25 protein-coding genes are annotated in these 25,517 nt (G+C 63.2%); 7 read left to right on the top strand and 18 right to left on the bottom strand.

Features of this window, described 5'->3' with window-relative positions:
• Position 1: 1 nt before the first annotated feature.
• From HUN39_RS06025 to coxB, 4 genes are all read right to left on the bottom strand, one after another.
• A complete protein-coding gene (locus tag HUN39_RS06025; protein ID WP_232365944.1) occupies positions 2 to 211 on the bottom strand; it encodes a CoxF in 210 nt (69 codons plus the stop codon).
• 12 nt (positions 212 to 223) lie between these two features.
• The gene (locus HUN39_RS06030) at positions 224 to 1,156 is read right to left on the bottom strand and encodes a heme o synthase (RefSeq protein ID WP_175093565.1); all 933 of its coding nucleotides are present in this window, start codon (positions 1,154 to 1,156) and stop codon (positions 224 to 226) included.
• A gap of 113 nt (positions 1,157 to 1,269) precedes the next feature.
• Positions 1,270 to 2,931 (bottom strand): cytochrome c oxidase subunit I, encoded by a 1,662-nt coding sequence (gene ctaD, locus HUN39_RS06035; protein ID WP_175093566.1) that lies wholly within the window; start codon positions 2,929 to 2,931, stop codon positions 1,270 to 1,272.
• Positions 2,932 to 2,987: 56 nt separating this feature from the next.
• Positions 2,988 to 3,851 carry a cytochrome c oxidase subunit II gene (gene coxB / locus HUN39_RS06040; RefSeq protein WP_175093567.1) on the bottom strand — a complete coding sequence of 288 codons (864 nt, stop codon included), beginning with the start codon at positions 3,849 to 3,851 and terminating at the stop codon, positions 2,988 to 2,990.
• Between the two features lie 327 nt (positions 3,852 to 4,178).
• On the opposite strand from coxB, the gene HUN39_RS06045 reads away from it, so the two are divergent.
• Positions 4,179 to 4,715, top strand: a complete 537-nt coding sequence (locus HUN39_RS06045) for an invasion associated locus B family protein (protein WP_175093568.1) — start codon at positions 4,179 to 4,181, stop codon at positions 4,713 to 4,715.
• A 19-nt stretch (positions 4,716 to 4,734) separates the two neighbouring features.
• Complete coding sequence (locus tag HUN39_RS06050) at positions 4,735 to 5,343, top strand: hypothetical protein (protein WP_175093739.1); 609 nt, start codon at positions 4,735 to 4,737, stop codon at positions 5,341 to 5,343.
• Between the two features lie 13 nt (positions 5,344 to 5,356).
• Here the strand turns inward: HUN39_RS06050 and HUN39_RS06055 are convergent, their stop codons facing one another.
• From HUN39_RS06055 to HUN39_RS06075, 5 genes are all read right to left on the bottom strand, one after another.
• Positions 5,357 to 5,836, bottom strand: a complete 480-nt coding sequence (locus HUN39_RS06055) for a F0F1 ATP synthase subunit B family protein (RefSeq protein WP_175093569.1) — start codon at positions 5,834 to 5,836, stop codon at positions 5,357 to 5,359.
• An 11-nt stretch (positions 5,837 to 5,847) separates the two neighbouring features.
• A complete protein-coding gene (locus tag HUN39_RS06060) occupies positions 5,848 to 6,417 on the bottom strand; it encodes a F0F1 ATP synthase subunit B family protein (RefSeq protein ID WP_232365945.1) in 570 nt (189 codons plus the stop codon).
• Positions 6,418 to 6,506: 89 nt separating this feature from the next.
• Complete coding sequence (locus HUN39_RS06065) at positions 6,507 to 6,728, bottom strand: F0F1 ATP synthase subunit C (RefSeq protein WP_014892520.1); 222 nt, start codon at positions 6,726 to 6,728, stop codon at positions 6,507 to 6,509.
• Positions 6,729 to 6,773: 45 nt separating this feature from the next.
• A complete protein-coding gene (locus HUN39_RS06070) occupies positions 6,774 to 7,541 on the bottom strand; it encodes a F0F1 ATP synthase subunit A (protein ID WP_018407488.1) in 768 nt (255 codons plus the stop codon).
• Between the two features lie 171 nt (positions 7,542 to 7,712).
• Complete coding sequence (locus HUN39_RS06075; RefSeq protein ID WP_026222820.1) at positions 7,713 to 8,060, bottom strand: AtpZ/AtpI family protein; 348 nt, start codon at positions 8,058 to 8,060, stop codon at positions 7,713 to 7,715.
• A 313-nt stretch (positions 8,061 to 8,373) separates the two neighbouring features.
• On the opposite strand from HUN39_RS06075, the gene HUN39_RS06080 reads away from it, so the two are divergent.
• Positions 8,374 to 8,973 carry a CPBP family intramembrane glutamic endopeptidase gene (locus tag HUN39_RS06080; protein ID WP_175093571.1) on the top strand — a complete coding sequence of 200 codons (600 nt, stop codon included), beginning with the start codon at positions 8,374 to 8,376 and terminating at the stop codon, positions 8,971 to 8,973.
• Here HUN39_RS06080 and HUN39_RS06085 read toward each other — a convergent pair.
• The 3 genes from HUN39_RS06085 to smc all read right to left on the bottom strand — a co-directional run bounded on the left by HUN39_RS06085 (position 8,928) and on the right by smc (position 14,415).
• Positions 8,928 to 9,602, bottom strand: a complete 675-nt coding sequence (locus HUN39_RS06085; RefSeq protein ID WP_408631392.1) for a ceramidase domain-containing protein — start codon at positions 9,600 to 9,602, stop codon at positions 8,928 to 8,930. The two genes, HUN39_RS06080 and HUN39_RS06085, sit on opposite strands and share 46 nt — an antisense overlap.
• A gap of 114 nt (positions 9,603 to 9,716) precedes the next feature.
• A complete protein-coding gene (locus HUN39_RS06090; protein WP_175093573.1) occupies positions 9,717 to 10,766 on the bottom strand; it encodes an AI-2E family transporter in 1,050 nt (349 codons plus the stop codon).
• Between the two features lie 193 nt (positions 10,767 to 10,959).
• Positions 10,960 to 14,415, bottom strand: a complete 3,456-nt coding sequence (gene smc / locus HUN39_RS06095) for a chromosome segregation protein SMC (protein ID WP_175093574.1) — start codon at positions 14,413 to 14,415, stop codon at positions 10,960 to 10,962.
• 440 nt (positions 14,416 to 14,855) lie between these two features.
• On the opposite strand from smc, the gene HUN39_RS06100 reads away from it, so the two are divergent.
• On the top strand, positions 14,856 to 15,455 hold the full coding sequence (locus tag HUN39_RS06100) for a gamma-glutamylcyclotransferase (RefSeq protein WP_175093575.1): 600 nt from the start codon (positions 14,856 to 14,858) through the stop codon (positions 15,453 to 15,455).
• Positions 15,456 to 15,550: 95 nt separating this feature from the next.
• Here HUN39_RS06100 and HUN39_RS06105 read toward each other — a convergent pair whose 3' ends face one another.
• The 3 genes from HUN39_RS06105 to HUN39_RS06115 all read right to left on the bottom strand — a co-directional run bounded on the left by HUN39_RS06105 (position 15,551) and on the right by HUN39_RS06115 (position 18,724).
• A complete protein-coding gene (locus tag HUN39_RS06105; RefSeq protein WP_175093576.1) occupies positions 15,551 to 15,964 on the bottom strand; it encodes a hypothetical protein in 414 nt (137 codons plus the stop codon).
• 278 nt (positions 15,965 to 16,242) lie between these two features.
• Entirely contained in the window at positions 16,243 to 17,175 is a 933-nt protein-coding gene (locus HUN39_RS06110) for a glycine--tRNA ligase subunit alpha (protein ID WP_175093577.1), read from the bottom strand.
• A 76-nt stretch (positions 17,176 to 17,251) separates the two neighbouring features.
• Positions 17,252 to 18,724: a P-loop ATPase, Sll1717 family gene (locus HUN39_RS06115; protein WP_175093578.1), complete on the bottom strand. Its 1,473-nt coding sequence runs from the start codon at positions 18,722 to 18,724 to the stop codon at positions 17,252 to 17,254.
• An 835-nt stretch (positions 18,725 to 19,559) separates the two neighbouring features.
• On the opposite strand from HUN39_RS06115, the gene HUN39_RS06120 reads away from it, so the two are divergent.
• Both HUN39_RS06120 and HUN39_RS06125 read left to right on the top strand, forming a co-directional pair.
• The gene (locus HUN39_RS06120; RefSeq protein WP_175093579.1) at positions 19,560 to 20,615 is read left to right on the top strand and encodes a DUF2778 domain-containing protein; all 1,056 of its coding nucleotides are present in this window, start codon (positions 19,560 to 19,562) and stop codon (positions 20,613 to 20,615) included.
• Between the two features lie 261 nt (positions 20,616 to 20,876).
• Positions 20,877 to 22,427 carry a radical SAM protein gene (locus HUN39_RS06125; protein ID WP_175093580.1) on the top strand — a complete coding sequence of 517 codons (1,551 nt, stop codon included), beginning with the start codon at positions 20,877 to 20,879 and terminating at the stop codon, positions 22,425 to 22,427.
• 161 nt (positions 22,428 to 22,588) lie between these two features.
• Here the strand turns inward: HUN39_RS06125 and HUN39_RS06130 are convergent, their stop codons facing one another.
• Positions 22,589 to 23,272, bottom strand: a complete 684-nt coding sequence (locus HUN39_RS06130; RefSeq protein ID WP_175093581.1) for a tRNA1(Val) (adenine(37)-N6)-methyltransferase — start codon at positions 23,270 to 23,272, stop codon at positions 22,589 to 22,591.
• A 306-nt stretch (positions 23,273 to 23,578) separates the two neighbouring features.
• Here HUN39_RS06130 and HUN39_RS06135 point away from each other — a divergent pair, with 306 nt between their 5' ends.
• Positions 23,579 to 24,589 carry a polyprenyl synthetase family protein gene (locus HUN39_RS06135; protein WP_175093582.1) on the top strand — a complete coding sequence of 337 codons (1,011 nt, stop codon included), beginning with the start codon at positions 23,579 to 23,581 and terminating at the stop codon, positions 24,587 to 24,589.
• A 147-nt stretch (positions 24,590 to 24,736) separates the two neighbouring features.
• On the opposite strand, the gene HUN39_RS06140 is transcribed toward HUN39_RS06135, so the two are convergent.
• Positions 24,737 to 25,066: a PsiF family protein gene (locus tag HUN39_RS06140; RefSeq protein ID WP_175093583.1), complete on the bottom strand. Its 330-nt coding sequence runs from the start codon at positions 25,064 to 25,066 to the stop codon at positions 24,737 to 24,739.
• 164 nt (positions 25,067 to 25,230) lie between these two features.
• Positions 25,231 to 25,401, bottom strand: a complete 171-nt coding sequence (locus HUN39_RS06145) for a hypothetical protein (RefSeq protein WP_175093584.1) — start codon at positions 25,399 to 25,401, stop codon at positions 25,231 to 25,233.
• Positions 25,402 to 25,517: the final 116 nt, after the last annotated feature.

Here is a 25,517-nt window from a genome sequence, read left to right on the forward strand (position 1 = left end):
TTCAGATCGTCCGGTTGACGATGGCGGCGCCAAACTTCACGAGCGTGACGGCGTAGAATAAGACAGCGAGGAGCGCGATCGTCACGCCGATCGCGATGTTGCGCGCGCGACGGCTGCGCGCCTGCTCTTCGGTCAGAACGACTCCTGGCCGGTCGAATAAGCTTGCGCGCTCTTTCATCTTCTCTCCTGCATCGATCATTTCGTTCACCATTCGCTTGGCCGCCTAGATCAGCGCGAAAATATGCGCGGTCTGCTCGACGACGAGGACCAGGAACAGCAGGAACAGATAGAGGATGGAGAACAAAAACATCCGTCGGGCGGCCAGACGGGCCGCATCGCCTTCACGCTTCTTGAACACCGCCGCGGCTCCGCCGACGAGCGCAATCCCGCAGCCGATCGAGACGAGGCCGTAGGCGAGCGATGCGAAGCCCAACAGCCATGGCGCAACGCCAAGCGGCGCGAGCGCCAGCGCATAGATCAGGATTTCGAGACGCGTGCGGTCTTCGCCGGCGACATTCGGCAGCATCGGCACGCCGGCGCGGGCGTAGTCCTCGCTTCTCAGCAACGCGAGCGACCAGAAATGCGGCGGCGTCCACATGAAGATGATCGCAAAGAGCACGACGCTCGCAAGACTGATCTCGCCCGTCGCGGCGGCATAGCCGACCATCGGCGGAAGCGCGCCGGCGGCGCCGCCGATGACGATGTTCATCGGCGTCCAGCGCTTCAGCAACATCGTATAGATCACGACATAGAAGAGAATGGTGAAGGCGAGCAGCGCGGCGGCAAACCAGTTCGCGACATAGCCGAGCGTAAAGACCGACAGCGTCGCCAGCACGAGGCCAAAGGCGAGCGCCGTTTCGGGATCGAGGCGACCGGCGGGAATTGGCCGCTTGCGCGTGCGCGTCATCAGCGCGTCGATATCGGCGTCGTACCACATGTTGAGCGCGCCGGAAGCGCCGGCGCCGACGGCGATCGCGAGGAGCGAGGCAAAGCCGATCAGCGGATGCGGCGGCGTCGGCGCGAGCAACAGACCGGCGAGCGCGGTGAACACCACGAGCGACATCACGCGTGGCTTGAGCAGCGCGAAATAGTCGGATGGCGACGCGACCGAGATGCTCGGAGCCTGTTCGTCGTGCAGATAGGATGCGTCGCTCATGGCGTTTCACTCAGAACCTTGGCCGCTGAGGCGGGCGCAGAAGAGCCGAGTCATTGCTCGCCGGCGCCGGCTTGCATCGTCGGCGCGAGTTCTTCGCGCCGACGCTTCGTTTATTACCGGCTCGCCCCGGTGATCCGCGGCAGAACCTGGAACTGATGGAAGGGCGGCGGCGACGACAGAGTCCATTCCAGCGTCGTTGCGCCCACGCCCCAGGGATTGGCGCCGGCCAGCCGCTTCTTCATGAAGGCCTCAATGATCGCGTAGAACCAGACGACCAGCGAGAGCGTGACGAAGATCATGCCGGAGGACGACACCAGATTCCACAGCGCGTAAGCGTCCGGATAGTCGATGTAGCGACGCGGCATCCCGCCCAGTCCGAGGAAGTGCTGCGGGAAGAAGACGACATTGACGCCGATGAAGAGCAGCCAGAAGTTCGCCTTAGCCAGAGTCTCCGAATACATGTAGCCGGTCATTTTGGGGAACCAGTAATAGAACCCCGCATAGAGCGCGAAGACCGCGCCGAGCGACAGCGTGTAATGGAAGTGCGCGACGACATAGTAGCCCTCGTGGAACTGCTTGTCGGCGCTGGCGTTGGCGAGCACGACGCCGGTGATGCCGCCCATCGTGAACACGAAGATGAAGCCGATCGCCCAGACCATCGGCGCGCGGAACGAGATCGATCCGCCCCACATCGTCGCGATCCAGGAGAAGATTTTGATGCCGGTCGGCACCGCGATCACCATGGTCGCCAGCGTGAAGTAGCGCTGCGCATTGAGCGACAGGCCGACAGTATACATGTGGTGCGCCCACACGATGCTGCCGAGCACGCCGATGCTGACCATCGCGTAGGCCATGCCGAGATAGCCGAACACCGGCTTTTTCGAGAAGGTCGACACGATCTGGCTGATGATGCCGAAGCCGGGAAGAATGACGATGTAAACTTCCGGATGGCCGAAGAACCACAGCAGGTGCTGGAACAGCAGCGGATCGCCGCCGCCCGCCGGGTCATAGAACATCGTGCCGAAGTTGCGGTCGGTGAGCAGCATCGTCACGCAGCCCGCGAGCACCGGCAGCACGAGCAGCAGCAGGAAGGCGGTCACGAGCATCGACCATACGAACAGCGGCATCTTGTGCAGCGTCATGCCGGGCGCGCGCATGTTGAAGATCGTCGTGATGAAGTTGATCGCGCCAAGGATCGACGATGCGCCGGCGAGATGCAGCGCCAGGATCACGAAATCCATCGCCGGGCCGGGCGAGCCGGTGTTCGACGACAGCGGCGGATAGAAGGTCCAGCCGCCGCCGAAGCCCTTCATGCCCGGCGCGCCCTCGACGAACATCGAAATGACGGCGAGCACGAGTGAGGCGAAGAGCAGCCAGAATGAGATGTTATTGAGGCGCGGGAAGGCCATGTCCGGCGCGCCGATCATGATCGGCACGAACCAATTGCCGAAGCCGCCGATGAGAATCGGCATGGCCATGAAGAAGATCATGAGCACGCCATGGACCGTGATGAACACGTTGTAGAGGTTCTTGCCCGCATCCAGCGCCATCGACGGATCGGCGCCCTGGAGCGCTTCCGCAAGCCCCGGAAAAATCTGCACGCCCGGATACGCCAGCTCGAGCCGCATGCCGAGCGAAAGCAGGAAGCCGATGACGCCGCCGACTGACCCAAGGATGATGTAGAGCGTGCCGATGTCTTTGTGGTTGGTGGAGAAGAGGAAGCGGCGCAAACCCCTCGGATGATCATGCGCCCCGGCCATCGTCGAACTCGCCATCGTCATGTTCCTTAGAAAAACTAGTGTGTTCCGTTGCGTCTCGTTTCAGCGGCTATTCAGTGGCTCTCGGCGGCGACCCGCACCCGCGAGTCGGCGCTGGCGAACTTCTGCTTCGCCTCGGCAAGCCACTCATTGTATTTCTCGCGGCTGACCGCGCGGATCACGATCGGCATATAGGCGTGATCCTTGCCGCAGATAAAGAAGCACTGGCCGTAGTAGACGCCTTCCTTCTCGATCTTGAACCATGTCTGATTCAAACGACCGGGAATCGCGTCCATGCGAACGCCGAACGAAGGGACGCCGAACGCGTGGATGACGTCGTTCGACGTGATGTGCACGGCGATGACCTCATTGACCGGCACAACAGCCTCATTGTCGACGGACAGCAGACGAAGATCGCCGGGCTGGAGTTCGGATTCGGGCTTCATCATCTGATCGAAGCCAAAGCCGCCGCCCTGATCCTCCGGATATTTATAGGACCAGTACCACTGGTTGCCGGTCACTTTGATCGTGACGGACGCCTCCGGCACCTCAACTTGCTCCGCCAGCAGTCGCAGCGACGGAACGGAGATGAACAGAAGGATCAGAACCGGAATCAAGGTCCAGACGATTTCGAGCGGCGTATTGTGCGTCAGCTTCGAAGGAATGGGGTTCTTCTGCTCGTTGAAGCGATAGCTCACATAGACCAGCAAGCCCAGAACGAAGAGCGCGATGAACGAAATGATCGGCATCAGCACCATGTTGTAGAATTGCTGAGTCCCCAAGCCGACCGGCGTGACCATGTTCGGCAGGCCGAGGCCGCCCGGGGTGGGCTGCCCTTCAACTTGTGCGAGGGCGAAGCCCGCGAACAAAGTCGCAGAAATCGCCACGGCGGCCGCCAATGCGCCACGTGTGAGCATCTGTCGATTGACGTTAAACATTAAAGCCGCCTTTCGAACCCTTCGCCAGACAGTCGTTGTTCTTTTTGTGATTTCCGTGCGCAGCCCGCCCAAAGCCCGCCCCGCTCGGTAGTCGGCCGGTTCAATCACAAACCGTCGGTCCGCGCAATTGTTGCAACGCCAGATTCGACAGACAAATCGTCGCGTCAAAGGGTTTGCCAAACAATGCGGCGCGAACGCCGACGACCTTGACAGTTGAAGTCCATTTGATAGGCAACGGCCTGTCGCGCAGGACGGCCCGAGGCGACCGGCCACTTTCCCTGCGTCACGAAATTGGAACGGCCACGGAGCCGTCGGCCAGGAGCCATCATGAAGCCCTTGCGCGCTGCGAAAACGCGTCGCCTGTTGCGACATCAGGTCGCGGCGGCGGTCTCATTGCTGTTGCTCGGACTCAGCGCCAACGCGAGCCATGCGCAAGGCGGCCCCGCCAAGGCCAAATTCGGCGATTGGGAAATGCGCTGCGAAAAGCCCGCAGGCGCGGCCGCGGAACAATGCGCGCTGATTCAGAGCGTCGTCGCCGAGGATAAGAGCAACATCAACCTCGTCGTCATCGTCTTGAAGACGAGCGACGGCAAGAGCCGTCTGCTGCGCGTGATCGCGCCGCTCGGCGTGCTCCTGCCTAGCGGGCTCGGCTTGAAAATCGACCAAGCCGACGTCGGCCGCGCCGGCTTCGTCAAATGTCTGCCGACGGGCTGCGTGGCCGAGGTGATGATGGACGACAAGCTCATCGATCAACTGAAGAGCGGCAAGACCGCAACCTTCATCATTCACCAGGTTCCGGAAGAAGGCATAGGATTGCCGCTGACTCTGCAGGGATTCAAGGATGGATTCGCAAAGCTGCCGTAACGTTTGCACGAAGCGCCCGGTGGGCAAGCTCTTTAGAACTGCGCGGAGTCGCCTGGCGATTGCTGTTTCAGCGTCCATCGCGCTCACGCCTGTGGCGGCGGCGTTCGAACTGCCGCGGCTTCGCGTGCCCAGCATCTTCGGCGGCGGCGAACCAAAGGAAGGGCCGCCAGCGCCGCCCGGCGCGACGCCCGATTGTCCTGAAGTCTTCATTGAAAGCGGCGCGGCGATGCTGCGGTCGCCGCCGGACGCCGATGGCCCCAATGTGCGCTATCAGCTTTCGCTCGGTGAAACCGCGCGCCAATGCATTGTCGACGGCGACCATCTGACGATCAGAGTGGGAGTCGAAGGTTCGGCGGTACTCGGCGCGGCCGGTCAGCCCGGCGCCTTTGGCGCCAATCTGCGGGTGGCGATTCGCCGTCTGAAAGACGATACGCTCGTCACCTCGAAGACCTATCGCGTTAACGCTTCAATCCCAAAGGGCGGCGCGCGCGGCGAATTTCAAGTCATCGCCGATCCGTTCACGGTGCCTCTCATGAGCCCGCGCGCCCAGGACGATTACGAAATTCTCGTCGGCTTTACCCAGGGTGCAGAAAAGCCCGCAGCCGAAAAAAAGCGCAAGGGCGGCTAGCTCGCCCTTCTCATCAGTGCGCGAGCGACTTCAGTTCCTTGATGCCGTCGCCGACGAAATCCTTGCCAGCGCCCGCGCCGGCGGAGAGCGCGCGCTCGGCGATCTTGACTGCGGCGTCCGCGGCGGCGGCGCGCACTTCGGCCGAGGCCTGCGCCTCCGCCTGAGTGATCTTCTGTTCGACCTGCTTGACGCTGCGGTCCATGAATTCGCCGAGGCGACGACGCCCCTCGGCGGCGATCAATTCCGCCTCTTCCTTCGCCTGCGCGACGATGGACTTGGCTTCGGCTTCCGCTTCCGCCCGCTTCTGTTCGAAGGACGCAAGAAGCGCCTCCGCTTCGTTGCGCAGGCGTTCGGCTTCGGCGAGTTCGCCCTTGATGCGGTTGATGCGCGCATCAATGAACGCGGCGAACTTAGAGTGCGCGCCGACCCAAACCATCACGAGAACGAAGATCGTGAAGCCGACGGCGACGTAGAATTCCGCGTCGAAATGCATTGAGCCTCTCCTCAGTTCGACGATGTCGCGTGCTTGGCGAGCGCGGCCTGGTCGATTTTGGCGCCGGTGAGCTTCTCGACGATGGAGGCGGCGGCGTCGACGGCGATCTGCTCGACATTGGCCAGCGCCTGAGTCTTTGCGCTCGCGATGCGTTCGTCGGCGGCGCGGATCTTCTCCGCCGCCTGCGATTCGGCAAGCGCGCGCTGCCTTGCGCTCTCAGCGGCGATCTTGTGCTGCGCCTCGCGGCCGATGCCTTGCGCCTCGTCACGACGGCGACGAAGGTTTTCGTCATTCGCGGCGGCGGCGGCCTGCGCCTTCGACTGCATCTCGCGCGCGGCGCCGAGATCTGAAGCGATCTTGGCGCCCCGGTTCTCGATGATGCCGCCCACGCGCGGAAGCGCGATGCGCGACATCAGCACGTAGAGCAGTCCGAAAATGATGACGAGCCAGAAAATCTGCGGCGCGAAATTTTCGGTTTGGAAGGGCGGAAAGACGCCCTCGTGATGCGCCTCGCCGGCGCCGACGGCCTCGTGCGTCGTCTGCTCGCCCTCGGCGGCGAAAGCGGAAGAGATGATCGCCATGGACATGATCCAAGTCTCGGACAAAGGCCGCGCGGCGGCCGCGCGGCGCATGAGAAAGCGCGCCCGGCCGAAAGGCCGGACGCGAAACGTCACTGCTTCAGGAACAGCAGGATTGCGATCAGAAAGGCGAAGATGCCCAGGCCTTCGGCAAGCGCCGCGCCGATGATGGCGTTGGTGAACTGGGAAGCGGCCGCCGACGGATTGCGCAGGGCGCCGTTGACGAAGTTGCCGAAAATGATGCCGACGCCGATCGCCGCAGCGCCGGTGCCGATCGCCGCCAGTCCGGCGCCGACGAGTTGCATTTCTGACATATCTTTCTCCTGCTGAATGGGGCGACGTTTATTGTTCGATTTTTATCAGTGGCCCGGGTGAATAGCGTCGTTCAGATAGACGCATGTGAGAACGCTGAAGACGAACGCCTGCAGACAGGCGACGAGCAGTTCGAGCGCATAGAGCGCGACAATCGCCAGGATCGGCACGGGCGCGAGCGCCGCCCAGGCGCCGGCCCCGAGCAGCATCACCACGAAGCCGCCGAACACGGCGAGGGTGATGTGGCCGGCGAGGATATTGGCGAAGAGACGGACGGAAAGCGACACCGGCCGCGACAGAAAGGAGATGATCTCGATCGGCACCAGCACGACGAGCACGGGCAGCGGCACGCCATGCGGCACGAAAAGGTTGAGGAAGCCGAAGCCGTGGCGATAGAGGCCGTAAACGACCACGAGCGAGATCACCACGATCGCGAAGGCGAAGGTGACGACGATCTGGCTCGTCACCGAATAGGTGTAGGGCACAAGCCCGATCAGATTGGCGATGAGAATGAAGGCGAAGAGCGTGAAGACGAAGGGGAAGAACTTCATCCCTTCCGTCCCGGCGGTCTGACGCACCATGCCGGCGACGAATTCATAGAGCATCTCAGCCATGGCCTGCACGCGGCCCGGCACGATCGCCTTTTTGGAGGTCGCGAGGATCATCAGCGCGACGACGCCGAGCGCGGCGAGCAACATGAACAGCGAGGCGTTGGTGAAGGATGTCTCGACGCCGTTGATCTCGAAGGGCCACAGTCGATGCAGCTCGAACTGCTCGATGGGATTGGACTTTGCGGCTGCTTCTTCCGGATTCATCGCTTTTTCCGGGCGTCGCCGCCCGGCCCCGCTTGGCGCTAGGACGCGCCTTCGTGTTCCCTAGAGCGCCTGCCGATCACATCGAATCATGCGATCGATAGGAATCGCTCAAAATCAAAACGCTGGAGCAGGTTCCCATCGAAAAAGTCTGTCGACTTTTCGGAACCTGCTCTACTCCTCGCCCGGCGCTTTCGGCTTCGCCACGCGATAGACATTCCAAAATCCCGCCGCGACGCCCAGTCCGAGCATCACGATCAGAAGCCATGGCGTCGTGCCAAGCCACTGATCCGCCTGCCAGCCGATAACGGCGCTGACCAACACCGCCCCGACGAATTCGGAGAACGCGTTGAGGCCGACGCGCATGGCGCGCGTGAAGCCCTTGCGCTCCGTCCGCGGCGCCGCTTCGGCGGCGGCCTGCTCTTCGTCGACCTTGCGCAAGGCCGCGTTGAGCTTTTGAAGCCGCGCGTTGAGCGCCGCGCGCTCCGCGTCTTCCGCGTCGTCGTCGTTTTCGTCGCTCATCGGCGTTTTTCGCCTCGCAGATTGCGCCATGCGCAAAAATTGAACGATGGCGCGACGCCGCGCGACGGAAAAGTCGAACCGTTCGGGAGAACGGCGCGAAATTCTCGGCTTTGCGGCCAATCCTTTCGAGCCGCGCGCAACATATTTCCGGTCTTTCATTTAGTCAAGGCGAGGCTCGTCCAGATAACTCGTTGAAACAAAAGCCTGTTTATCTGAACAGACCCATCTGCTCTCCAACGAGGCGCCGCGGCGCGGCAATTTGTCGGAGCTCGGGCGCACGGAACTGTGACAGAGGGAAGTCTGTTACGCTTTTATGACGCTTCCCTCGCGATCCCTGGCGCCGCTGATCGGCTTCGTGCTTTTGCTGCTCGCGCCGAGCCTCGCGATCGCCGCCGGCGCGCTGTCATTCCAGATCCGCTTCGAAGCGCTGCTCGTCGTTTCCGGCCTTTGCATCGCCGCCTGCGTGCTCGGCGGATATTCCTTCGCTGAACTCGGTCTGGGCGCGCCCAGGGGCGGCCGCGCCTGGCTGATCTGCGGCGCCCTGACCTGCCTGCTTCTGGCGGGAATCGTCGTCGAAGCGCAGTTCCTGAAGCATTCGACTCCGGAGCCGAACTGGGTCGCCTTCGCGCCCTTCTATGTGCTCGTGTCGAGCCCCTGCCAGGAGATCGTCTGCCGCTCGGTCCCCAAGCTGATCGCCGATCGGCTGCAGATGAGCGGACGCCACTACGTGCTGTTTTCCTCGGCGGTCTTTTCGCTGATGCATGGCGCCTATGGCGATCCCGTCCTGCTCGCCAACACGTTTCTCGCCGGAGTCGCGTGGAGCACGGCCTATCTTTTCACGCGCAACGTCTGGCCGCTGACCGCTTCTCACGCGGCGGTCGGCTCTTTCGCGTTCTGGATCGGGGTCGCCTGATCGTCCGGGCGCGGTCCGGCGATGATCGCCGCGCGCAGCAGCAGCCACAACACGCAGGCGTTCAGCATATGCCACAGGACATGCGCGCCGAGCGGAAAGGCGGGACAGATCGCGCGATCGATCGTTCGAAAGACAAGCGAGATTGCGAACAGGAGCGCGGCGGCGGCAAGTGTGCGCCCCGTCTCGCGCCGTCCTCTCGACGTCCACAGCAGCGCGGCGAAGATCGACAGCGCCGCGAGAGCCGGCAAATAGCCGACCGAACCGTTCAGCGCGTCAACTGTCGTCGCAAAAAATGAAAGCGCCGCGAAAACGAGCGTGATCGCCGTCGCCAAAATTATCGACAGACGAAAGTAACGGCGAAGCGCCAGCAGGAAATAGCCATAGATGAAAAGCGCGATCGGAACGACGTCGAGCAGCATGGCGCCGCGCGTCGCGACCGTATGGAAGACGAAACTCCCGACGCCAACCGACGCCGTAACGATGATGAGCGCGAGCGCAGGATAATCCGCCCCGCCCCGCCGTCGCCAAAGAATGAAGGCGCTGGCGGCCGCGATCACAAAGGCGAAATTGCTCAGCGCATTCGCCGGCTCCGCCCAGAAGGCCGAACTCTGCCTTTCGCAATAATCCATTACCGGCGCGCGCCACTCCATGAGCTTTTTTGCAAGTCAATTGCTACGGCAGGACGACGGCGTTCGTCGTGTCGCCCACCCTCCCCCTCAAGGGGAGGGTTTTTGCGCAGCTTCTCACCCACTCATGCCAGCGCCAGGCAGACTCTTCGGATCCGCTTTCTCTCCCGGTAGCGTCGTCGACTCGCCGAGCGTATCTCGCACATAGAGCTTGATCACCGCGACATAGAGGACGACCGTCAGCGGCGCGGCGAAGATCGTCGCGCCCAATCCGAACAGCGTGCCGAACAGCGCAATTGAAATCAGCATGAGCGCCGGCGGCACGCGCACCAATTGCCGCTGGATGAGCGGCATGATCATGTTGCCGTCGAGCTGATGAATCGCAAGGTAAGCGAGGATCGTCCAAAGCATCGTATAGGGTCCGATCGTCGCCGCGACCGCCACTGATGGAAAAATCGCCAGAATCGGCCCGATATAGGGGATGAATTCCGAGAGCCCCGATATGGCGCCAAGCGCGAAGGGCGATGGCAGGCCGATGAGCCAGACCGCCACGCCCGCCATGACGCCCATCGTGACCATTTCAATCATCTGACCGAGCAGCCAGCGGCGCAGCGCGGTGGAGACGTGACCGAGTGTTTCGCGCGCTCTATTGCGCCAGCGCGGCGCGAACAGCAGCGTGAAGCCTTCGCTGTAGAGCGCCGGCTCGCTCGCGAGAAACACGCCGGCGAAAAAAGCCACGAGCCCGCCAAGAACGGCCTCGATGCTGATGGTGAACGACCGTCCGAGCAGACCCGACAGCGAAATATTTTCGCCGAAGGATGACGGCAGATAGTCGGAGAGTCCTGATCGGGTGATTTCGAGCGAGATAACGTCCGCCGTCTGCTCGGCGCGGCGCAGCACGTCGTGAAACTCGCCAGCCATCGTCCGGCCGAAGAGATAGAAGGTCCCGCCGATGATCGAGGCGATCAGCAGGCCCGACAGCGTGAGCGCCACGCCGCGCGGCAGGCGGAGCTTGAGAAACGGCGTCGCGACGAGGTGAATGAGCGTCGCGACGAGCACCGCGCCTGTCGCAAGGACGATGACGTCGAAGAGCAGCCAGATGAGAAACGGCGTTAGGGCGAGCGCGATAAAAATCGCTGAGCGCAGAACGAATTCGCTTCTGGTCATATCAGCTTCGCCCGGTCACGTGGTCAACGCGCGTAAGCCGCAAGCCAAGCGCATACTCGGGACATTTAGTGCGACGAACGGCCGAAGCGCTTACGACTCCGAGCGCCGAAACACGCCAGCGGCGACAAAGCGAAAGCTTTTGGCTTCGAGCGACTGCTTTCGCAACTCAAACCAAACCAAAACTTTCAATTCATCAACTCGCCAGCGCGAATTTCTCCGCCTGCTCGAGATCGACCGAGACGAGCTGCGAGATGCCGCGCTCGGCTTGCGTCACGCCGAACAGCCGGTCCATGCGCGCCATGGTGATCGGATTATGGGTGATGGTGACGAAGCGCGTGTCGGTCTTCTTGCGCATCTCCTCGAGGAGATCGCAGAAGCGCTCGACATTGCTGTCGTCGAGCGGCGCGTCGACCTCGTCGAGCACGCAGATCGGCGACGGATTGGTCAGGAAGACCGCGAAAATGAGCGACATGGCGGTCAACGCCTGCTCGCCGCCCGACAGCAGCGTCATCGTCGTCGGCTTCTTGCCGGGCGGGCGGGCGAGAATGTCGAGGCCGGCCTCAAGCGGATCGTCGCTTTCGACAAGCTGCAATTCCGCCGCGCCGCCATCAAAGAGCAGCGTGAACAGCTCCTTGAAGTGCGCGTTGACCTTGTCGAAGGCGGCGAGCATGCGCTCGCGCCCCTCTTTGTTGAGACTGGCGATCGCGGCGCGCAATTTCTTGATGGCTTCCGAAAGATCGTCGCGCTCGGCGATCATCTTTTCGCGCTGCGTCTCGACCTCGGTGAGTTCGTCCTCGGCGCGCAGATTGACGGCGCCGAGCCGTTCGCGGTCGGCGCGCAAATTCTCCAGCCGCCGTTCGATGTCGGCGATCTCCGGCAGATCGTCGCCGTCCTTGACCTCGGCAAGTTGGGCGAGCGCTTGCGGCGTCGATTCGAGATCATGCGCGATGGCGCGCTCGACGTCGGCGACGCGCTGGCGCGCGGCCTCCAACTGCGCCTCGCTGCGCGCCATGTCTTCGCGCGCGGCGCTCATCGCCTCGAGCGCGGCGCGGGCGGCGCGGTCGGTTTCGGCGAGACGCGTTTCGGCGCTGGCGCGCGCGTCGGACGCGTCGCGGCGGGCGGCCTCGGCCTCTTCGAGCGCATTCATCAGCGCGCGGCGCTGGCCGATGAAAGCGTCGGGCGCGTCGCCGATGCGGGCATGTTCCTCTTGCGACGTCGCCAGCCGCTCTTCCAGCTCGCCGATGCGGTCCTGCGCACGATCGCGGCGCTCCGCCCATGACGAGGTTTCTCGCGCGATCGCCGAGAGCCGCGACGCGCGCGCCGCTATTTCGTGGCGCAGGGAGGCGACCGCGGCCCGCGCCTCGCCGGCCTGGGCGCGCTCGGCCATGGCGCGGCCGCGCAAATTCTCCAAAGCGCCGGCGAGAAAGGCCGGCTCCTCAAGCTGGTCGAGCGCCTGCGTCACGCTTGCGCGCTTCTGCGCAGCCTCGTCGCGATTGGCGAGCGTTTGCGCCTTGGCTTCTTGCAGCGCCGACAGGCGCTGGGCGATTTGCGCCTGACGACGCTCCGCCGTCGAATGGCGTTCGCGCGCTTCCTCCAGGCGGACGCGGGCGCGACGATGCGCGTCGCGCCCCTCCGCTTCGGCCTGGGCGGCCGCTCGCGCGGCCTCGCGCGCGGCGTTCAGCTCTTGGGTCAGCGCATCGGCCGCGGCGCGCGCGGCGGCGGCTTCGACGCGCAGATCGGCGAGCCGGTTCTTCTCGGCGAGGCGGCGCGCGGCGGCGGTCGGCGCCTCGGCGGCCTGGGTGAAGCCGTCCCAGCGCCACAGGTCGCCCTCTTTCGAGACGAGCCGCTGGCCGGGCTTTAAAAGCTTGCGCAGGCTCTCGCCCTCGGTGCGCAGCACGACGCCGATCTGCGCGAGGCGACGGCGCAGCGCCGGCGGCGCGTCGACAAGCGCGGCGAGCGCGCGCACGCCATTGGGCAGGGCCGGATCGCCCTCACCGGGCGTCACCGACCAATGCGCTGGCGCCGAATCGTCGGCCGAGGCGTCAAGATCGTCGCCGAGCGCCGCGCCCAGCGCGGTCTCATAGCCTTTCTCGACGGTCATGCTCTCGACCACGGGCGCCCAGAGGCCGCCGGAGCCCGTTTGCAGCAGATGTTCGAGCGTGCGGATCTCGGTCTCGAGCCGCTGGGCGCGCAGCGCCGCCTGCTCTGACGGCGCGCGGGCCGCGGTCTCGGCGTCGCGCGCCCGCCGCGTGGCGGCCTCGGCCTCATGCGCCGCCTCTTCGGCGGCGCGCGCGTCCTGCGCCGCCTGTTCGAAAGCCTGGGCGAGACGCTCGACCTCGTCCGCGCCGCCGCCCTGCCCGGCGATCAGCGCAAATTCCGTCTCGATGCGGGTCAGCTCCGCCTCGAAGCGCGCGACCCGCTGATTCTCGTCGCGCAGCGCCGCCTCAAGCGCCGCCCGCTTGGCGTTGACGCCGGCGAGCTGCTCCTGCGCGCTCGACAGCTCGGCCTCGGTCGCCGCCAGCGCCGCTTCGATGTCGACCAGCCGCGCCTGCGCCTCGGTCTCGCGGCCAGCGTCGTGCGCGTCGCCGCCCTGGAGCTCGGCGCGCTCGTCCTCAAGCCGCTGCGCGACCTCGGCCGCGTCCTGGATCAGCGCGCGTTCGCGCTCGAGATCGCGGCCGAACTGTTCGATATGGCGCTGAAGTTCAGCGATTCGTTGCTTGGCGCGCTGCTCGTCGGCCTCGAGCGCCTGACGCGCGACGACGAGCCGATGCAGCGCCGCGCCGGCCTCCGCCTCCTTCTCGCGCAGCGGCGGCAGCTCATGCGCGGCGACCGCCTGAAATTTCGCCGCCTCCGCCTGCTCCAGCGTGCGTTCCTGAACGCTGCGCCGGCCGGCGTCGAGCTTCTCGGCGGCGCCCTGCAGCTGCTGTGCGGCGAGCTGATAGGCGAGAAGCGCCGCCAGCGCCTCATTCTTGCGGATTTGCGCCGCAAGCCCGCGGTATTTGTTGGCCTGGCGCGCCTGCCGCTTCAAGCTGTCGGCCTGGCTGTCGACTTGCTTCAACACGTCTTCGAGGCGCGTGAGATTTTCGGATGCGGCGTTGAGGCGCAGCTCAGCCTCGTGCCGGCGCGAATGCAGCCCGGCGACGCCGGCGGCGTCTTCGAGAATGCGGCGGCGCGCCTGCGGCTTCGCCGAAATGATCTCGCCGATCTGGCCCTGGCGCACGAGCGAAGGCGAGCGCGCGCCGGTGGCGGCGTCGGCGAAGAGAAGCTGCACGTCGCGGGCGCGCACCTCGCGGCCGTTGATTCGGTAGGTGGAGCCCTGCTCGCGCTCGATTCGGCGCGTCACCTCGATCGCGTCGGCGTCGTTAAAGGCCGCCGGCGCGGTGCGCGACGAATTGTCGAGAACAAGCCCGACTTCGGCGAGATTGCGCGCCGGGCGCGAGCCGCCGCCGGAGAAAATCACGTCGTCCATGCCGGACGCGCGCATGTTTTTATAGGAGTTTTCGCCCATCACCCAGCGCAGGGCTTCGACGAGATTCGACTTGCCGCAGCCATTGGGGCCGACGACGCCGGTCAAGCCCGGCTCGATGAGGAAATCGGTCGGCTCGCAGAAGCTCTTGAAGCCCAGAAGGCGCAGGCGCTCGAATTTCATTGCCTAAAGACCGCCACAAACTGCAGGGGAAAGCAAGAAAACCGACGCGATATGTTGTGGGTAGGCTCTACCGAAGGGCGCTCCCGAGACGGAGGCGCGTCGCATTTTGCCACCGAATCACGATTTTCATTGCATCGCAGGATTGCGGCGGAAAAAATAGGAAAGAGGCGCTGGGCGCCTAGTGAAGGACAGCTATCCTCTCCCTCATGCTGAGGAGCGCCTGCAAGTCGCGGTTTACCCGACTTGCGGATTTAATGTCGATCTCGGGCAAGCCCGAGATCGAAGGCGCGTCTCGAAGCACGAGGGAGAGCTTAAACGGCGTGCGTGAAGGTTCCCCTCGTCCTTCGAGACGCCTGCTGCGCAGGCTCCTCAGGATGAGGAAACCTTCAGTCGAGCACTGCGAATCTTTGACCGAAATCGCGAGGCTTAAAAGGCGAAGAATGGGTTCAGCCAGTCCGCGGGACGAAGATTTCTGGGTGTTCGGCTACGGGTCGCTGATGTGGCGGCCGGGCTTCGACTTCATCGACAGCGCGCTCGCCTGGGTGCACGGCTATCACCGGGCGCTGTGCATCTTCTCGCATGTCCACCGCGGCACGCCGGAGCGGCCGGGACTGGTGCTCGGATTGGATCGCGGCGGCTCCTGCCAGGGCGTCGCCTTCAAGATCGCGGGGCGCGACCGCGCCGAAACGATTCGCTATCTGCGCGAACGCGAACTGGTCACCTCGGTCTATCTGGAGAAAACGCTCGGCGTGCGCTTTGTCGACGGCGGCGGCGCCAAGGCCCTCGCCTATGTCGTCGACCGCACGCATATCCAATATGCCGGGCGGCTGCCGGAAGACGAGATGATTCGCCTGATCGCCGAGGGCGTCGGCCTCAATGGCGACAATCCCGCCTATGTGCGCAACACCTACGAACATCTGCTGCGGCTCGACATCCATGACGCCGAACTCGCCGAGGTCGTCCGCCGGCTCGATCATCAGTCGTGCAGAGCCGCCGGGCCCGCGACCGGCGGCGCCGGCGATGAGCCGACGCCGCTTTGACGCGACGCCATACGCAACGCTTTTGCGCAATGACGCAACGCTTGCGCGCACGAAACTCGTGACGCAACGCTTACGCTACAGACAGGTCCGCCTGATCAGTTGAGCAGTGACGCGGAAAGATCGCGCAGCGACGCGGCGTCGGCGCAAAAATGCACATGCCATTCGGCGACGCCGAGCTCCCGCGCGATCTCGCGCAGCCCGCGGCGGTCGCGTTCCTGCGCGAGAAAGGCGCAGACCGGCCGCGTCGTCGCGCCCTCGCGCGCGACGCCGATGACGACGCCATTCGTCACGTCGGCGACGAAAGAAGCCTCGCCCGACTGAAACACCGAGCACACATAGCGGCGGCCGGAAGCGCCGCGCCAGGAAAAGAACCGGCTGCGCAGCGAATCCGTCTCGGCGAGCGATTGAAGCGCCTGGCCGCGCGGCGCGGCGTCCGCAAGCGTTTGCCCGAAGGCGCTGCGAGAGACGCTGCGAGAAATGCTGAAAGACGGATAACGAGGCTGATACATGGCACGATCCGCTAACGAGGATGAACACGGAACATGACTAGAACAAAACCAGCACGTGGTCAAGAAGCGCGCGCCCGTCCATATCTCTTGGGTTCCTGGCAAAAGACAGGACAGGCGCGCGACGCGCCGCTACTCGCCAACGGCGCAAGACGGTTTCCCGTCTCGCGCTTAGTGATGCATGGCGATGATCGTGAAAGATGTGCGCCAACGCGCATGACAAACGCTTTACCTCTTATCGAGGTGGGCGCCGATTGAGGCTTTCGCAATAGCGCGAGCGATTATCCGTTCGCGCCGCCGCCCGCCGTGCGCAGCCAGGCCGCGCCGCAGGCTTTCGCCAGTTCGCGCACGCGCAGAATATAGCTCTGGCGCTCGGTCACCGAGATCACGCCGCGCGCGTCGAGAAGATTGAAGGCGTGGCTCGCCTTGATGCATTGGTCATAGGCCGGCAGCGCCATGAGATGCATCTCGTCGCCCGAGCCCGCGCCAAAATGCAGCAGGCGCTCGCATTCCGATTCGGCGTCCTTGAAATCTTCAAAAAGTTTTCCCGTGTCGGCGGCCTCGAAATTGTGGCGCGAATATTCCTGCTCGGCCTGCAGGAAGACGTCGGCGTAGGTGACTTTCTCGTCGCCGTCGCGGCCGTTGAAATTGAGTTCCATGATGCTGTCGACGCCCTGCAGATAGCAGGCGAGACGCTCCAACCCATAGGTGAGTTCGCCGGCGACCGGCGCGCATTCGAAGCCCGCCACCTGCTGGAAGTAGGTGAACTGCGAGACCTCCATGCCGTCGCACCAGCATTCCCAGCCGAGCCCCCAGGCGCCGAGCGTCGGGCTTTCCCAATCGTCCTCGACGAAGCGGATGTCATGCAGCTTGGGATCTATGCCGATCGCGGCGAGCGAGGCGAGATAGAGCTCCTGCAGATCGGGGGGCGACGGTTTGAGGATCACCTGGAACTGGTAGTAGTGCTGCAGGCGGTTGGGGTTCTCGCCATAGCGCCCGTCCTTGGGACGCCGGCAAGGCTGCGCATAGGCCGCGCGCCACGGCTTTGGCCCGAGCGCGCGCAGCGTCGTGGCGGGATGAAAGGTGCCCGCGCCCATCTCCATGTCATAGGGCTGCAGGATGACGCAGCCCTGCGCCGCCCAGAAGTTTTGCAGGGTGAGAATGAGCCCCTGGAAGGAGCGGATGGGGGAGAGATGGGGTGAGACGGTGGGCATGGGAGACCTGCACGAGTTGGCATTGGGTATCCGGTCTAGGGATGCACCTTAGTAAGGTCAACGCAGCTCGAACCTATTATTGTCTTTCCTCTACATCCTCCAACCCACCGTCCTCTCGCGCGCGCTTCTCACGCAGGCTCAGACCGCGATAGAGACATTGGTGAACGTAAACAGCGCCCACCGCAGGAAGGACCAAATCACTATCTTCAGACCTAAACTTTGCTGATCCGGAATTACCAAGTCGGACACCTATTGCCGAGGCATTGAATAAAAGCTCAATAATTCTTCGAGTGCCGTATTCGTCCACCAATCTGGGAATACGATCCTGCAAATGCTGACCAATTTCTTCCATAGAATCGTATCGGTGCAAGCCCTGCCGCAATGATTCTAGCAACTCGTCAAAATCAGGATATAAGCGTCGATATTCTTGTTTAAGATCTTCTACCTTCCACGAGCTATATCTCTCCTCGGCCTCTCTTACTTGATCTTTCGTGATAAATGTTGCGCTCGGTCCAGCACGCCGAATGCACTCCTGCAAGAACTGCAGCACCTCCCTCGGCCGAAGAAACGTTCGCTTTACAATGTAATTGAAGGGAGAGATCGAGCCGCGCATTTCTCCTGGTTCGAAAAGCTCATCAACTGCTACACCCTCCGGTAGCCGCTCCTTCACCATGTCCTTGAGCAGCTCAGGAGTCCAAACAATGTTTTCTTCCGTCGCGCGATGCTTATCTTTGTCATCGAAACGGAGACCCTCATAGATATCTGTTCTCAAAAAAACCAAAACAGCCAAGCCGTTGGCAGGCGAGTCTCCTCGGAATCTGTCATTCAATTCCTTGCTCGCCTTCAACAAACCAATGAGCAATTGCTTTGATTGATCAGATCCTTCCCAAGAGTCGTCGAGTTTGTCCAGTGCAACTACAATTCCCACTTCCCTGGAAATTCGTGAAATAGACTCAAGCAGGGAATCTATGATCTGTGGCGTCAGTAACTGGTCTTCAATTTCTCGGGTGAGCCCTGCTCCAAATCCGAACGCGGAAACGTTGAAACTTTTGATGCCTTTGAGCAACCTAGTGGCCGATGCCATGAGGTTTGGCTTGCTGGCACTTCCATAGTTCTGCTCAAGGAAGGTCCTCAGCGTTTGACAGGCTTCCTTAGCACCCGCGTCCGTCAGCTCGTCGACAGCAACCGAAGACAACGCAGCAGCAATTTCAATAGCAATAGTCAGCTTCCAGGCATTCGAATGAGCTTGTTCCGGAAGAAGTCCTCCTTCGGAATACTGCCTGAGCGCATTCCAAGCATACTGATCAGGTGTGATCGCGATAACGAGACTTCTTGTGTATCCTGCCTCGTTTATCAGCCGACCAAGCTGAGTAAATAGCGCGGATTTTCCTGACCCCTTACGACCAAGATAAAGAGCTCGACGAAGATTAAGTGCTGAATCAACGTACGGCGTTCTCACAAAATAAGATGCCAGCCGCCGATCGGCTTCAGCGTCGGGCGCACCTATCTCGAAGTCAGCAAATGTTTTTCCTACCGCGGCTAAACTCATGTTTCGAAAACCCCTCTTGCCGGAATCAAGCCCGCATAACGAAAGCTCGCGCCAAACATATGAACTGCTACGTCGACCTGATTCGCTATCATATGCTGAACTTCTCGTAGTTGGAGAGGGATCAAGATCCAATTGCTATGCTCTTTCCCTTAAAACTCCTGCACGGTCGGCCTCACCACAATCTAATTCACATTGACATCCGCCGGCGGCTCAATCGCGCGGGCGATCGAATCGGCCGGGATCGCCAGCTTATAAAAATCGTCGACATATGTGCGGCTCAACGTCGGACGTCCCGGTCTTCAATTCGGCCCCAACCGCGCCGGGCATGATGTCGTCGTGCGATCCTGCCGCCCTTCTCAGCGCAACCCTTCCGAAATCGCCCGCGCGCTGCGAGATCGCGCCCCGCGACTGCGCCGCGGCGGCTCAACGCGCCCGTTACGGCCAACCTTGCATCCGATTGGCGCTTCAAATAGTTCAGACCGCGTCCCCTTTTCAGAACGATTTGAAGCAGCGCAGCTTTCGCCCTCGCGCTTAACCAAAGCGCGCCTGCGGCAAAGCCTTAATCTGGCCGCCAAAGCGGCGGCAAACTTGGCCGCGCCGTGGCGGGACATTTCGCGAAAGCGGGCGTTTTCAAAGCCTTAACTATTCGTCTTTACCGTAAGCGCGGACAAGAATTCGCCCTAAAGCAGCCAAAGCAAGGCCGCTTAGTTCTGGTGAGAATATGTGAAGGCGTTCCGTGCAGTTCTGGCTTTCGCCGAACTTTGACGCGATTTCGCGCAAATGTCAGCGAAGCTCAGAGCCTTGCGACGGAAGAGTAAATCGGAGGTAGGGGCGGATGATGCAAGGGATCGGTGCGCCAATCGATTTCATTTCTTTGGATCGTCGCATTTATTCTCGCAAGAGCTCGTCCCATCTGGTCATCGCCGGCGTCGCGCTTGCGGTGAGCCTGTCGGCGGGGTGGTGGGCGCTCTCGCAGCGCCCGTCTACTGAGACAGCCGCGGCGGCCTTCAGGCAGAGCGCCGCCGGCGCGCAAAATCCCTACGGCGCCATCGTCGGCCTCGGCGGCCGGCCGCAGACGCTGGCGTTCGCCGAAACGACCATGCGCGGCGCCCTCGACGCCAGCATCCAGCCCGCCGCGCAAACGCCGGCCGCCGTCGTTCCCGAGCGCCAAGACATCGATGGAGATCAGATCGCCTCGGCGGAGGACGCGCCGCTGCCGCCGCGCCGCCCGGTCGAACTCACCGTCGCCAATCGCGGCCTCTATGAAGGCTCGCTGCGCCGCATGGCGCGCACCACCGTCGTGCCCGGCTCGGGGCCGGACGACCGCTCGATTTTCGAGAGATTCTTTGGGCTCGGCGACGCCGCGCAATCGGCGCAAGAGGCGCGTCAGCAGCAGCCGCGCGGCCAGGCGCTCGCCTATGCGGCACCGGACGGCGGCACGCTTTCGGACCTCAAATCCGGCATCCTCGGCGGCGCGGCCGGCGCGGCGGTCGGACCTGCGGCGCGCTACGACCGCTACACCGCCGTCTATGACATCTCGTCGCATACGGTCTATCTGCCGAACGGCACAAAGCTCGAGGCGCATTCCGGCCTGCGCCAACATCTCGACGATCCGCGCTACGTCCATTTGCGCATGCGTGGCGCGACGCCGCCGCATCTTTACGATCTCAAGCCGCGCGAAGCGCTGTTCCATGGCGTCGAGGCGCTGCGCCTCACCCCGGTCGGCGGCGAAGGCGCGATCTTCGGCCGCGCCGGCCTTCTCGCGCATACCTATATGCTCGGCCCGAACGGCGATTCGAACGGCTGCGTGTCGTTCCGCGACTATCAGGCCTTCCTGCGCGCTTATAAGAACGGCGAGGTTCGCCGGCTCGCCGTCGTCGCGCATCTCTAGAGCAGGTTCCGAAAAAGTTGATAGACTTTTTCGATGAGAACCTGCTCCAACGTTTTGATTGAGCGATTCCTTATCGATCACATGATTCCATGTGATCGGGAAGCGCTCTAAGCGTTTTTTTCCTGCGCACGAAAAAAGCGGCCCCAGCGGCCGCTTTTTTTGTGATTTGCGCTCGATCATTCAATTTGGAATGACGGCAAGTTCTTGTCGGGATTGCGAAGTTCAATTAGCGTACGGTTCGGATCGCATGAGGGGTCGTGCATGTCCGTTTCGATTTATCTCATCAATCCTGGCGGCGATTTTCCCACTTATTTCGGCGGCGAGGCGCTGGCGGCGTCGGGCGCGCCGGGCGGCGTGATGATGGCGGACCTCGCCACGGCGACCGTCGCGGCGCTCGCGCCCAGGGACTTCGCCTTCGAACTTTGCGAGGAGTCGGTCGAACCGGTGAATTTCGACCATCCCGCCGACTACATCGCGATCACCGGCAAAGTCAGCCAACGCGGCCGCATGATCGCCATCGCCGACGAATTCCGCCGCCGCGGCAAGCGCGTCATCATCGGCGGCCCCTATGCGAGCCTTTCGCCGGCGCGGCTGCGCGATCACTGCGACGTGCTGGTGAGCGGCGAGATCGAGGAAATCGCCGGCGACCTCTTCTCCGATCTTCGCGCCCGCAAGCCGAAGGACAGCTATGTCGGCGACAAGCCGTCGCTCGCCGCTTCGCCGCCGCCGCGCTGGGACCTTTATCGCAACGACCGCGCGATTCTCGGCGCGGTGCAGACCTCGCGCGGCTGTCCGTTCGAATGCGAATTCTGCGACGTCATCCAATATCTGGGGCGCAAGCAGCGCCACAAGCCGATCGCCAACGTCCTCGCCGAACTCGATGCGCTCTGGGCGGCGGGCTATCGCACGGCCTTCCTCGCCGACGACAATTTCACCGCCTACCGCGCGCACTGCAAGGAGCTGCTCGCGGCGATCGCGCATTGGCGCCGCGATCGTCCGATGGAGTTCGTCACGCAGATCTCCATCGACGCGACGCGCGACGAGGAGCTGCTCGACATGTGCGTCGCGGCGGGCCTGACGCAGGTCTTCGTCGGCATCGAGACGCCCAATGTCGAAAGCCTGCGCGAGACCGGCAAGCGGCAGAATCTCAAGATCAGCCTCGTCGACGAAATTCAGAAGCTCGTCGACCACGGCATGTCGGTGATGGGCGGCATGATCGTCGGCTTCGACCATGACGGGCCGAGCGTCTTCGCCCAGCAGTATGAGTTCGCCATGGCGACGCCGATCCCGATCTTCAGCCTCGGCGCGCTGATGGCGTCGGAAGCGACGCCGCTCTTCGACCGCATCACCCGCGAAGGCCGCCTCATCACCGGCGGCGTCGAGACCCAGGCGGTGCCGTGGAGCTCCAACATCCAGTGCCAGACGATGAGCATGGAGGAACTGCATCACGGCATGCAGAATCTCTGCAACGCGATCTACGCCCCGGCCGCCTTCGGCGAACGCATGCTGCGCCTGATCGGCGCGTTCGGCCGCCATCGCAAGGCGCCGGCGCCGCAGCCCTTCGACCCCAAAGCGCTGCGCGAGGTCGAACAGCAGGCGATGCAGGTCGGCATGGACGTGCGCAAGATGGGCGAGGCGGAAGGCCGCATGTGGAACAAGGTCTGGGGCGCCGCCGTGCGCAAGCCCGAGACCATCACCATCGTCGCGCGCATCATGTTTCAATATGCGCAGGCGCGGCACATGTTTGATAAGGGCAATTACTGGGAGCCGCAGCTCTCGAGCCCGCCCGCGGCGTCGCAGCGCGCGGCGTAGCGCTCGTTCCGCCTTAGTCGCCGCCTGTCATTCCCGACGCGCGGAGCGCGATCGGGAATCCAGAGCAAGGCCAGCGCTGCTGTATCGGCTCTGGATTCCCGGTCAGGCCTGCGGCCTGCCGGGAATGACAGGCCCAGCGAACTGATCAACCGGAATTCGTATTAGACAACGATGCCCTTCAAAATCGACAGCGGCGCTTTCGAGCCCTTGACGCCGGCGAGAAGAATGCGCTTCGCCGGCGCATCAGTTCGCGTGTGGATCGGCTGGATCGACACGCCCCCTAGCCTGCCCTCCACAGCCGCGAGACATTCGGCGAGCGCGTCGGCGCGATGGATCATCACGAAAGTTCCGCTAGGCGCGAGCAGCGCGAGACAGGCCCGCACCCAATCAATCAGCGGCGCGCTGGCGACATGGGCGCGCGCCTTGGCGGCGTCAGGCGTGACGCGCACCTTGCCGGCGTCATGAAACGGCGGATTGGTGAGCACGAGCGCCGCCCTCTCGTCGATCAAAGCAGCGGCGCGGCGCGATTTCGCGGCGAGCACGTCGGCTTCGTAAACTGTCGCCCTTGCGCCCAGCGCATTTTCGGCGACGTTTTCACGCGCGAGCGCGCAAGACTCGGGGTCGATCTCCACAAGTCCAACGGTCGCGCGAGGGGCGCGCAGCGCCGCCATCAGTCCGACCGCACCCGACCCGGCGCCGACGTCGAGAATGAGCCCCTGCTGATGTTCGGGCGTCGCGGCGGCGAGCAGCTCGGCCTCCGTGCCGGAGCGATGGCCGGCGGCGCTTTGACGCAGGCGCAGGCGCCCGTCGAGAAAACCGTCAAACTCTGCGCCGCGTTTTGTCATTGCGTCGGGAGGCTTACCACGGCGGACCGCGCGCACGCCTCGCCCGTGTGGGGAGGTCGCGCGCGCCGAGGCTCCGAGCGAAAGCGCAGAAACGCGCCGGCGAGCCTCGCTGGAGGCGGCGAAGCGGCTCCCCGCCTCGACCTCGCATGACGACTCTTCGGTCGGGCATGATATGAGACATTTGGCGGCCGTTGCGCGGGGCGCTCATTCGGGACAAGGACGGAACACGAACATCCTCGGCGACTTGCCGCCTCCATCCCAAAGCCGTAAGTTCGCCCCAGAAAACGTAAGGCTTAAGGGGGGTCCGTGGGTATCGTCATTCCGCTCGATGAGAAAAAGGACGCCGGCCTCGACAGCCTCCTCGAACTCATCAAGCCCGACCTGGAGCGCACCAATCAGCTGATCATTCAGCGCATGGGCTCCGACGTCACGACGATTCCCGAGGTCGCCAATCATCTCATCTCCGCCGGCGGCAAGCGTCTGCGGCCGATGCTCGTTCTCGCCACCGCGGGCATGTGCGGCTACAGGGGCGACGGGCATTTGAAATTCGCCGCCGGCATTGAATTCATGCATACGGCGACGCTGCTCCATGACGACGTCGTCGACGAAAGCGACATGCGCCGCGGCAAGATCGCCGCCCGCATGCTGTGGGGCAATCAGACCTGCGTGCTCGTCGGCGACTTCCTGCTCGGCCACGCCTTCAAAATGATGGTCGAGCCCGGCGTCATCGCGCCGCTCTCCGTGGTTTCGCAAGCCGCCGCGGTGATCGCCGAAGGCGAGATCATGCAGCTCAACGCCGCCAAGGACACGACCACGACCGAGGACGCCTATATGGGCGTCATCCGCCGCAAGACGGCCGAGCTGTTCGCCGCTGCGGCCGAAGTCGGGGTGATGCTCGGCGGCAAGCCGAAGGCCGATGAAGCCGCCGCGCGCAGCTACGGCATGAATCTCGGCATCGCTTTCCAGCTCATCGACGACGCGCTCGATTACGGCGGCTCCTCGGCCAAGCTCGGCAAGAATGTCGGCGACGACTTCCGCGAGGGCAAGATCACGCTCCCCGTGGTCCTCGCCTTCCGTCGCGGCAATGAGAAAGAACGCGAGTTCTGGCGGCGCACGCTGGAAAAGGCCGAGATCAAGGACGGCGACGTCGAGACCGCCTGCGGTCTGATGAAGAAGCACAAGGCGCTCGACGACACGATTGAGCGCGCGACGCACTACGGCGCCATCGCACGCGACGCGATGGAGATTTTTCCCGCATCGCCGTGGAAGAGCGCGCTGCTCGAAGTCGTCGACTTCTGCATCGACCGCGTCTACTAAAGCAGGTTCCGAAAAAGTTGACAGACTTTTTCGATGAAAACCTGCTCCAACGCTTTTATTTGGAGCGATTCCTTATCGATCACATGATTCCATGTGATCGATAAGCGCTCTCGCGTCGCCGGCCGCGCGAGGCGACCGGCGGGCCTATCATCCCTTCAGACAGTCGGTCTTGAAGTGTTTGCGCTCTTTGCCGTGAAGCCCTTTGGCCTCGGCCTGCGCGCGGCAGTCTTTTTCCCTCTCCGCATGCGTCCTGGCCGGAGCGGCGCTCGTTGGCTGCGCAGCGGCGGCAGGCGCTTCGGCGCTTGGCGCGGGCGCATCTGCAGGCGCGGCGCTCTTCGGCGCGATCTCGGCGGGCGGCGCCCAGGCGGTCGGCGCGTCAGTTGGCGTAGACGCCTTCGGCTCGGCGAGCGCGGCGGCGCCTAAGGAGAGGCTGGCGCAAATGACGCCAGCGGCGATGCTTTTCATATTGGTGAACATTTTAAATTTCTTCTTTGCTTCGAGGCGCGCCGCAACGCCGCATGTTGATCCAGTTGCGGCGCGACTCCATCACGCGCGAGCGCGCGTCCGCGTCGGCCGCGCCTCTAGCTTAGGCGATTTATGACAGTTTGTCTTGATGCAGCGCAGCAGCGTGGAAATGCCGCCTAGCGCCGCCACCACACGTAGATCGCGACGCCGGCGATGAAGCTCGAATAGATGACCTTCCATGCGAGCCGGCGCAGCGTGGACGCACGGCGCACAGGAAGGACATTAGGGCGGGAGATCTTTCGCTCGCCGACGGAAACCGGACTGAGCGCAGCATGGGAGTAACGCATGAATCGCTCCTTATCCAAAAACGGACAGGTCATTAGCGGCAAGGCTAAGGCGCGATTGATTTACAAATTGCTTCGATCCCATCCGCCCGAGAGATCGCTGCCCGAGAGATCGCTGC

It is taken from the genome of Methylocystis silviterrae (assembly GCF_013350005.1).
In the GTDB taxonomy this organism is placed as follows: Bacteria; Pseudomonadota; Alphaproteobacteria; order Rhizobiales; family Beijerinckiaceae; genus Methylocystis; species Methylocystis silviterrae.

Excerpts from the sequence above, each read along its gene's own strand:
- HUN39_RS06085 (WP_408631392.1), bottom strand. The coding sequence starts at position 9,602 with ATGGATTATTGCGAAAGGCAGAGTTCGGCCTTCTGGGCGGAGCCGGCG.
- HUN39_RS06080 (WP_175093571.1), top strand. The coding sequence starts at position 8,374 with ATGACGCTTCCCTCGCGATCCCTGGCGCCGCTGATCGGCTTCGTGCTT.
- coxB (WP_175093567.1), bottom strand. The coding sequence starts at position 3,851 with ATGTTTAACGTCAATCGACAGATGCTCACACGTGGCGCATTGGCGGCC.
- HUN39_RS06110 (WP_175093577.1), bottom strand. The coding sequence starts at position 17,175 with ATGCCCACCGTCTCACCCCATCTCTCCCCCATCCGCTCCTTCCAGGGG.
- HUN39_RS06105 (WP_175093576.1), bottom strand. The coding sequence starts at position 15,964 with ATGTATCAGCCTCGTTATCCGTCTTTCAGCATTTCTCGCAGCGTCTCT.
- HUN39_RS06125 (WP_175093580.1), top strand. The coding sequence starts at position 20,877 with ATGTCCGTTTCGATTTATCTCATCAATCCTGGCGGCGATTTTCCCACT.
- HUN39_RS06145 (WP_175093584.1), bottom strand. The coding sequence starts at position 25,401 with ATGCGTTACTCCCATGCTGCGCTCAGTCCGGTTTCCGTCGGCGAGCGA.
- HUN39_RS06030 (WP_175093565.1), bottom strand. The coding sequence starts at position 1,156 with ATGAGCGACGCATCCTATCTGCACGACGAACAGGCTCCGAGCATCTCG.
- HUN39_RS06055 (WP_175093569.1), bottom strand. The coding sequence starts at position 5,836 with ATGCATTTCGACGCGGAATTCTACGTCGCCGTCGGCTTCACGATCTTC.
- HUN39_RS06065 (WP_014892520.1), bottom strand. The coding sequence starts at position 6,728 with ATGTCAGAAATGCAACTCGTCGGCGCCGGACTGGCGGCGATCGGCACC.
- HUN39_RS06070 (WP_018407488.1), bottom strand. The coding sequence starts at position 7,541 with ATGAATCCGGAAGAAGCAGCCGCAAAGTCCAATCCCATCGAGCAGTTC.
- ctaD (WP_175093566.1), bottom strand. The coding sequence starts at position 2,931 with ATGGCGAGTTCGACGATGGCCGGGGCGCATGATCATCCGAGGGGTTTG.
- HUN39_RS06140 (WP_175093583.1), bottom strand. The coding sequence starts at position 25,066 with ATGTTCACCAATATGAAAAGCATCGCCGCTGGCGTCATTTGCGCCAGC.
- HUN39_RS06120 (WP_175093579.1), top strand. The coding sequence starts at position 19,560 with ATGATGCAAGGGATCGGTGCGCCAATCGATTTCATTTCTTTGGATCGT.
- HUN39_RS06115 (WP_175093578.1), bottom strand. The coding sequence starts at position 18,724 with ATGAGTTTAGCCGCGGTAGGAAAAACATTTGCTGACTTCGAGATAGGT.
- smc (WP_175093574.1), bottom strand. The coding sequence starts at position 14,415 with ATGAAATTCGAGCGCCTGCGCCTTCTGGGCTTCAAGAGCTTCTGCGAG.
- HUN39_RS06045 (WP_175093568.1), top strand. The coding sequence starts at position 4,179 with ATGAAGCCCTTGCGCGCTGCGAAAACGCGTCGCCTGTTGCGACATCAG.
- HUN39_RS06025 (WP_232365944.1), bottom strand. The coding sequence starts at position 211 with ATGGTGAACGAAATGATCGATGCAGGAGAGAAGATGAAAGAGCGCGCA.
- HUN39_RS06090 (WP_175093573.1), bottom strand. The coding sequence starts at position 10,766 with ATGACCAGAAGCGAATTCGTTCTGCGCTCAGCGATTTTTATCGCGCTC.
- HUN39_RS06060 (WP_232365945.1), bottom strand. The coding sequence starts at position 6,417 with ATGGCGATCATCTCTTCCGCTTTCGCCGCCGAGGGCGAGCAGACGACG.
- HUN39_RS06075 (WP_026222820.1), bottom strand. The coding sequence starts at position 8,060 with ATGAGCGACGAAAACGACGACGACGCGGAAGACGCGGAGCGCGCGGCG.
- HUN39_RS06100 (WP_175093575.1), top strand. The coding sequence starts at position 14,856 with ATGGGTTCAGCCAGTCCGCGGGACGAAGATTTCTGGGTGTTCGGCTAC.
- HUN39_RS06130 (WP_175093581.1), bottom strand. The coding sequence starts at position 23,272 with ATGACAAAACGCGGCGCAGAGTTTGACGGTTTTCTCGACGGGCGCCTG.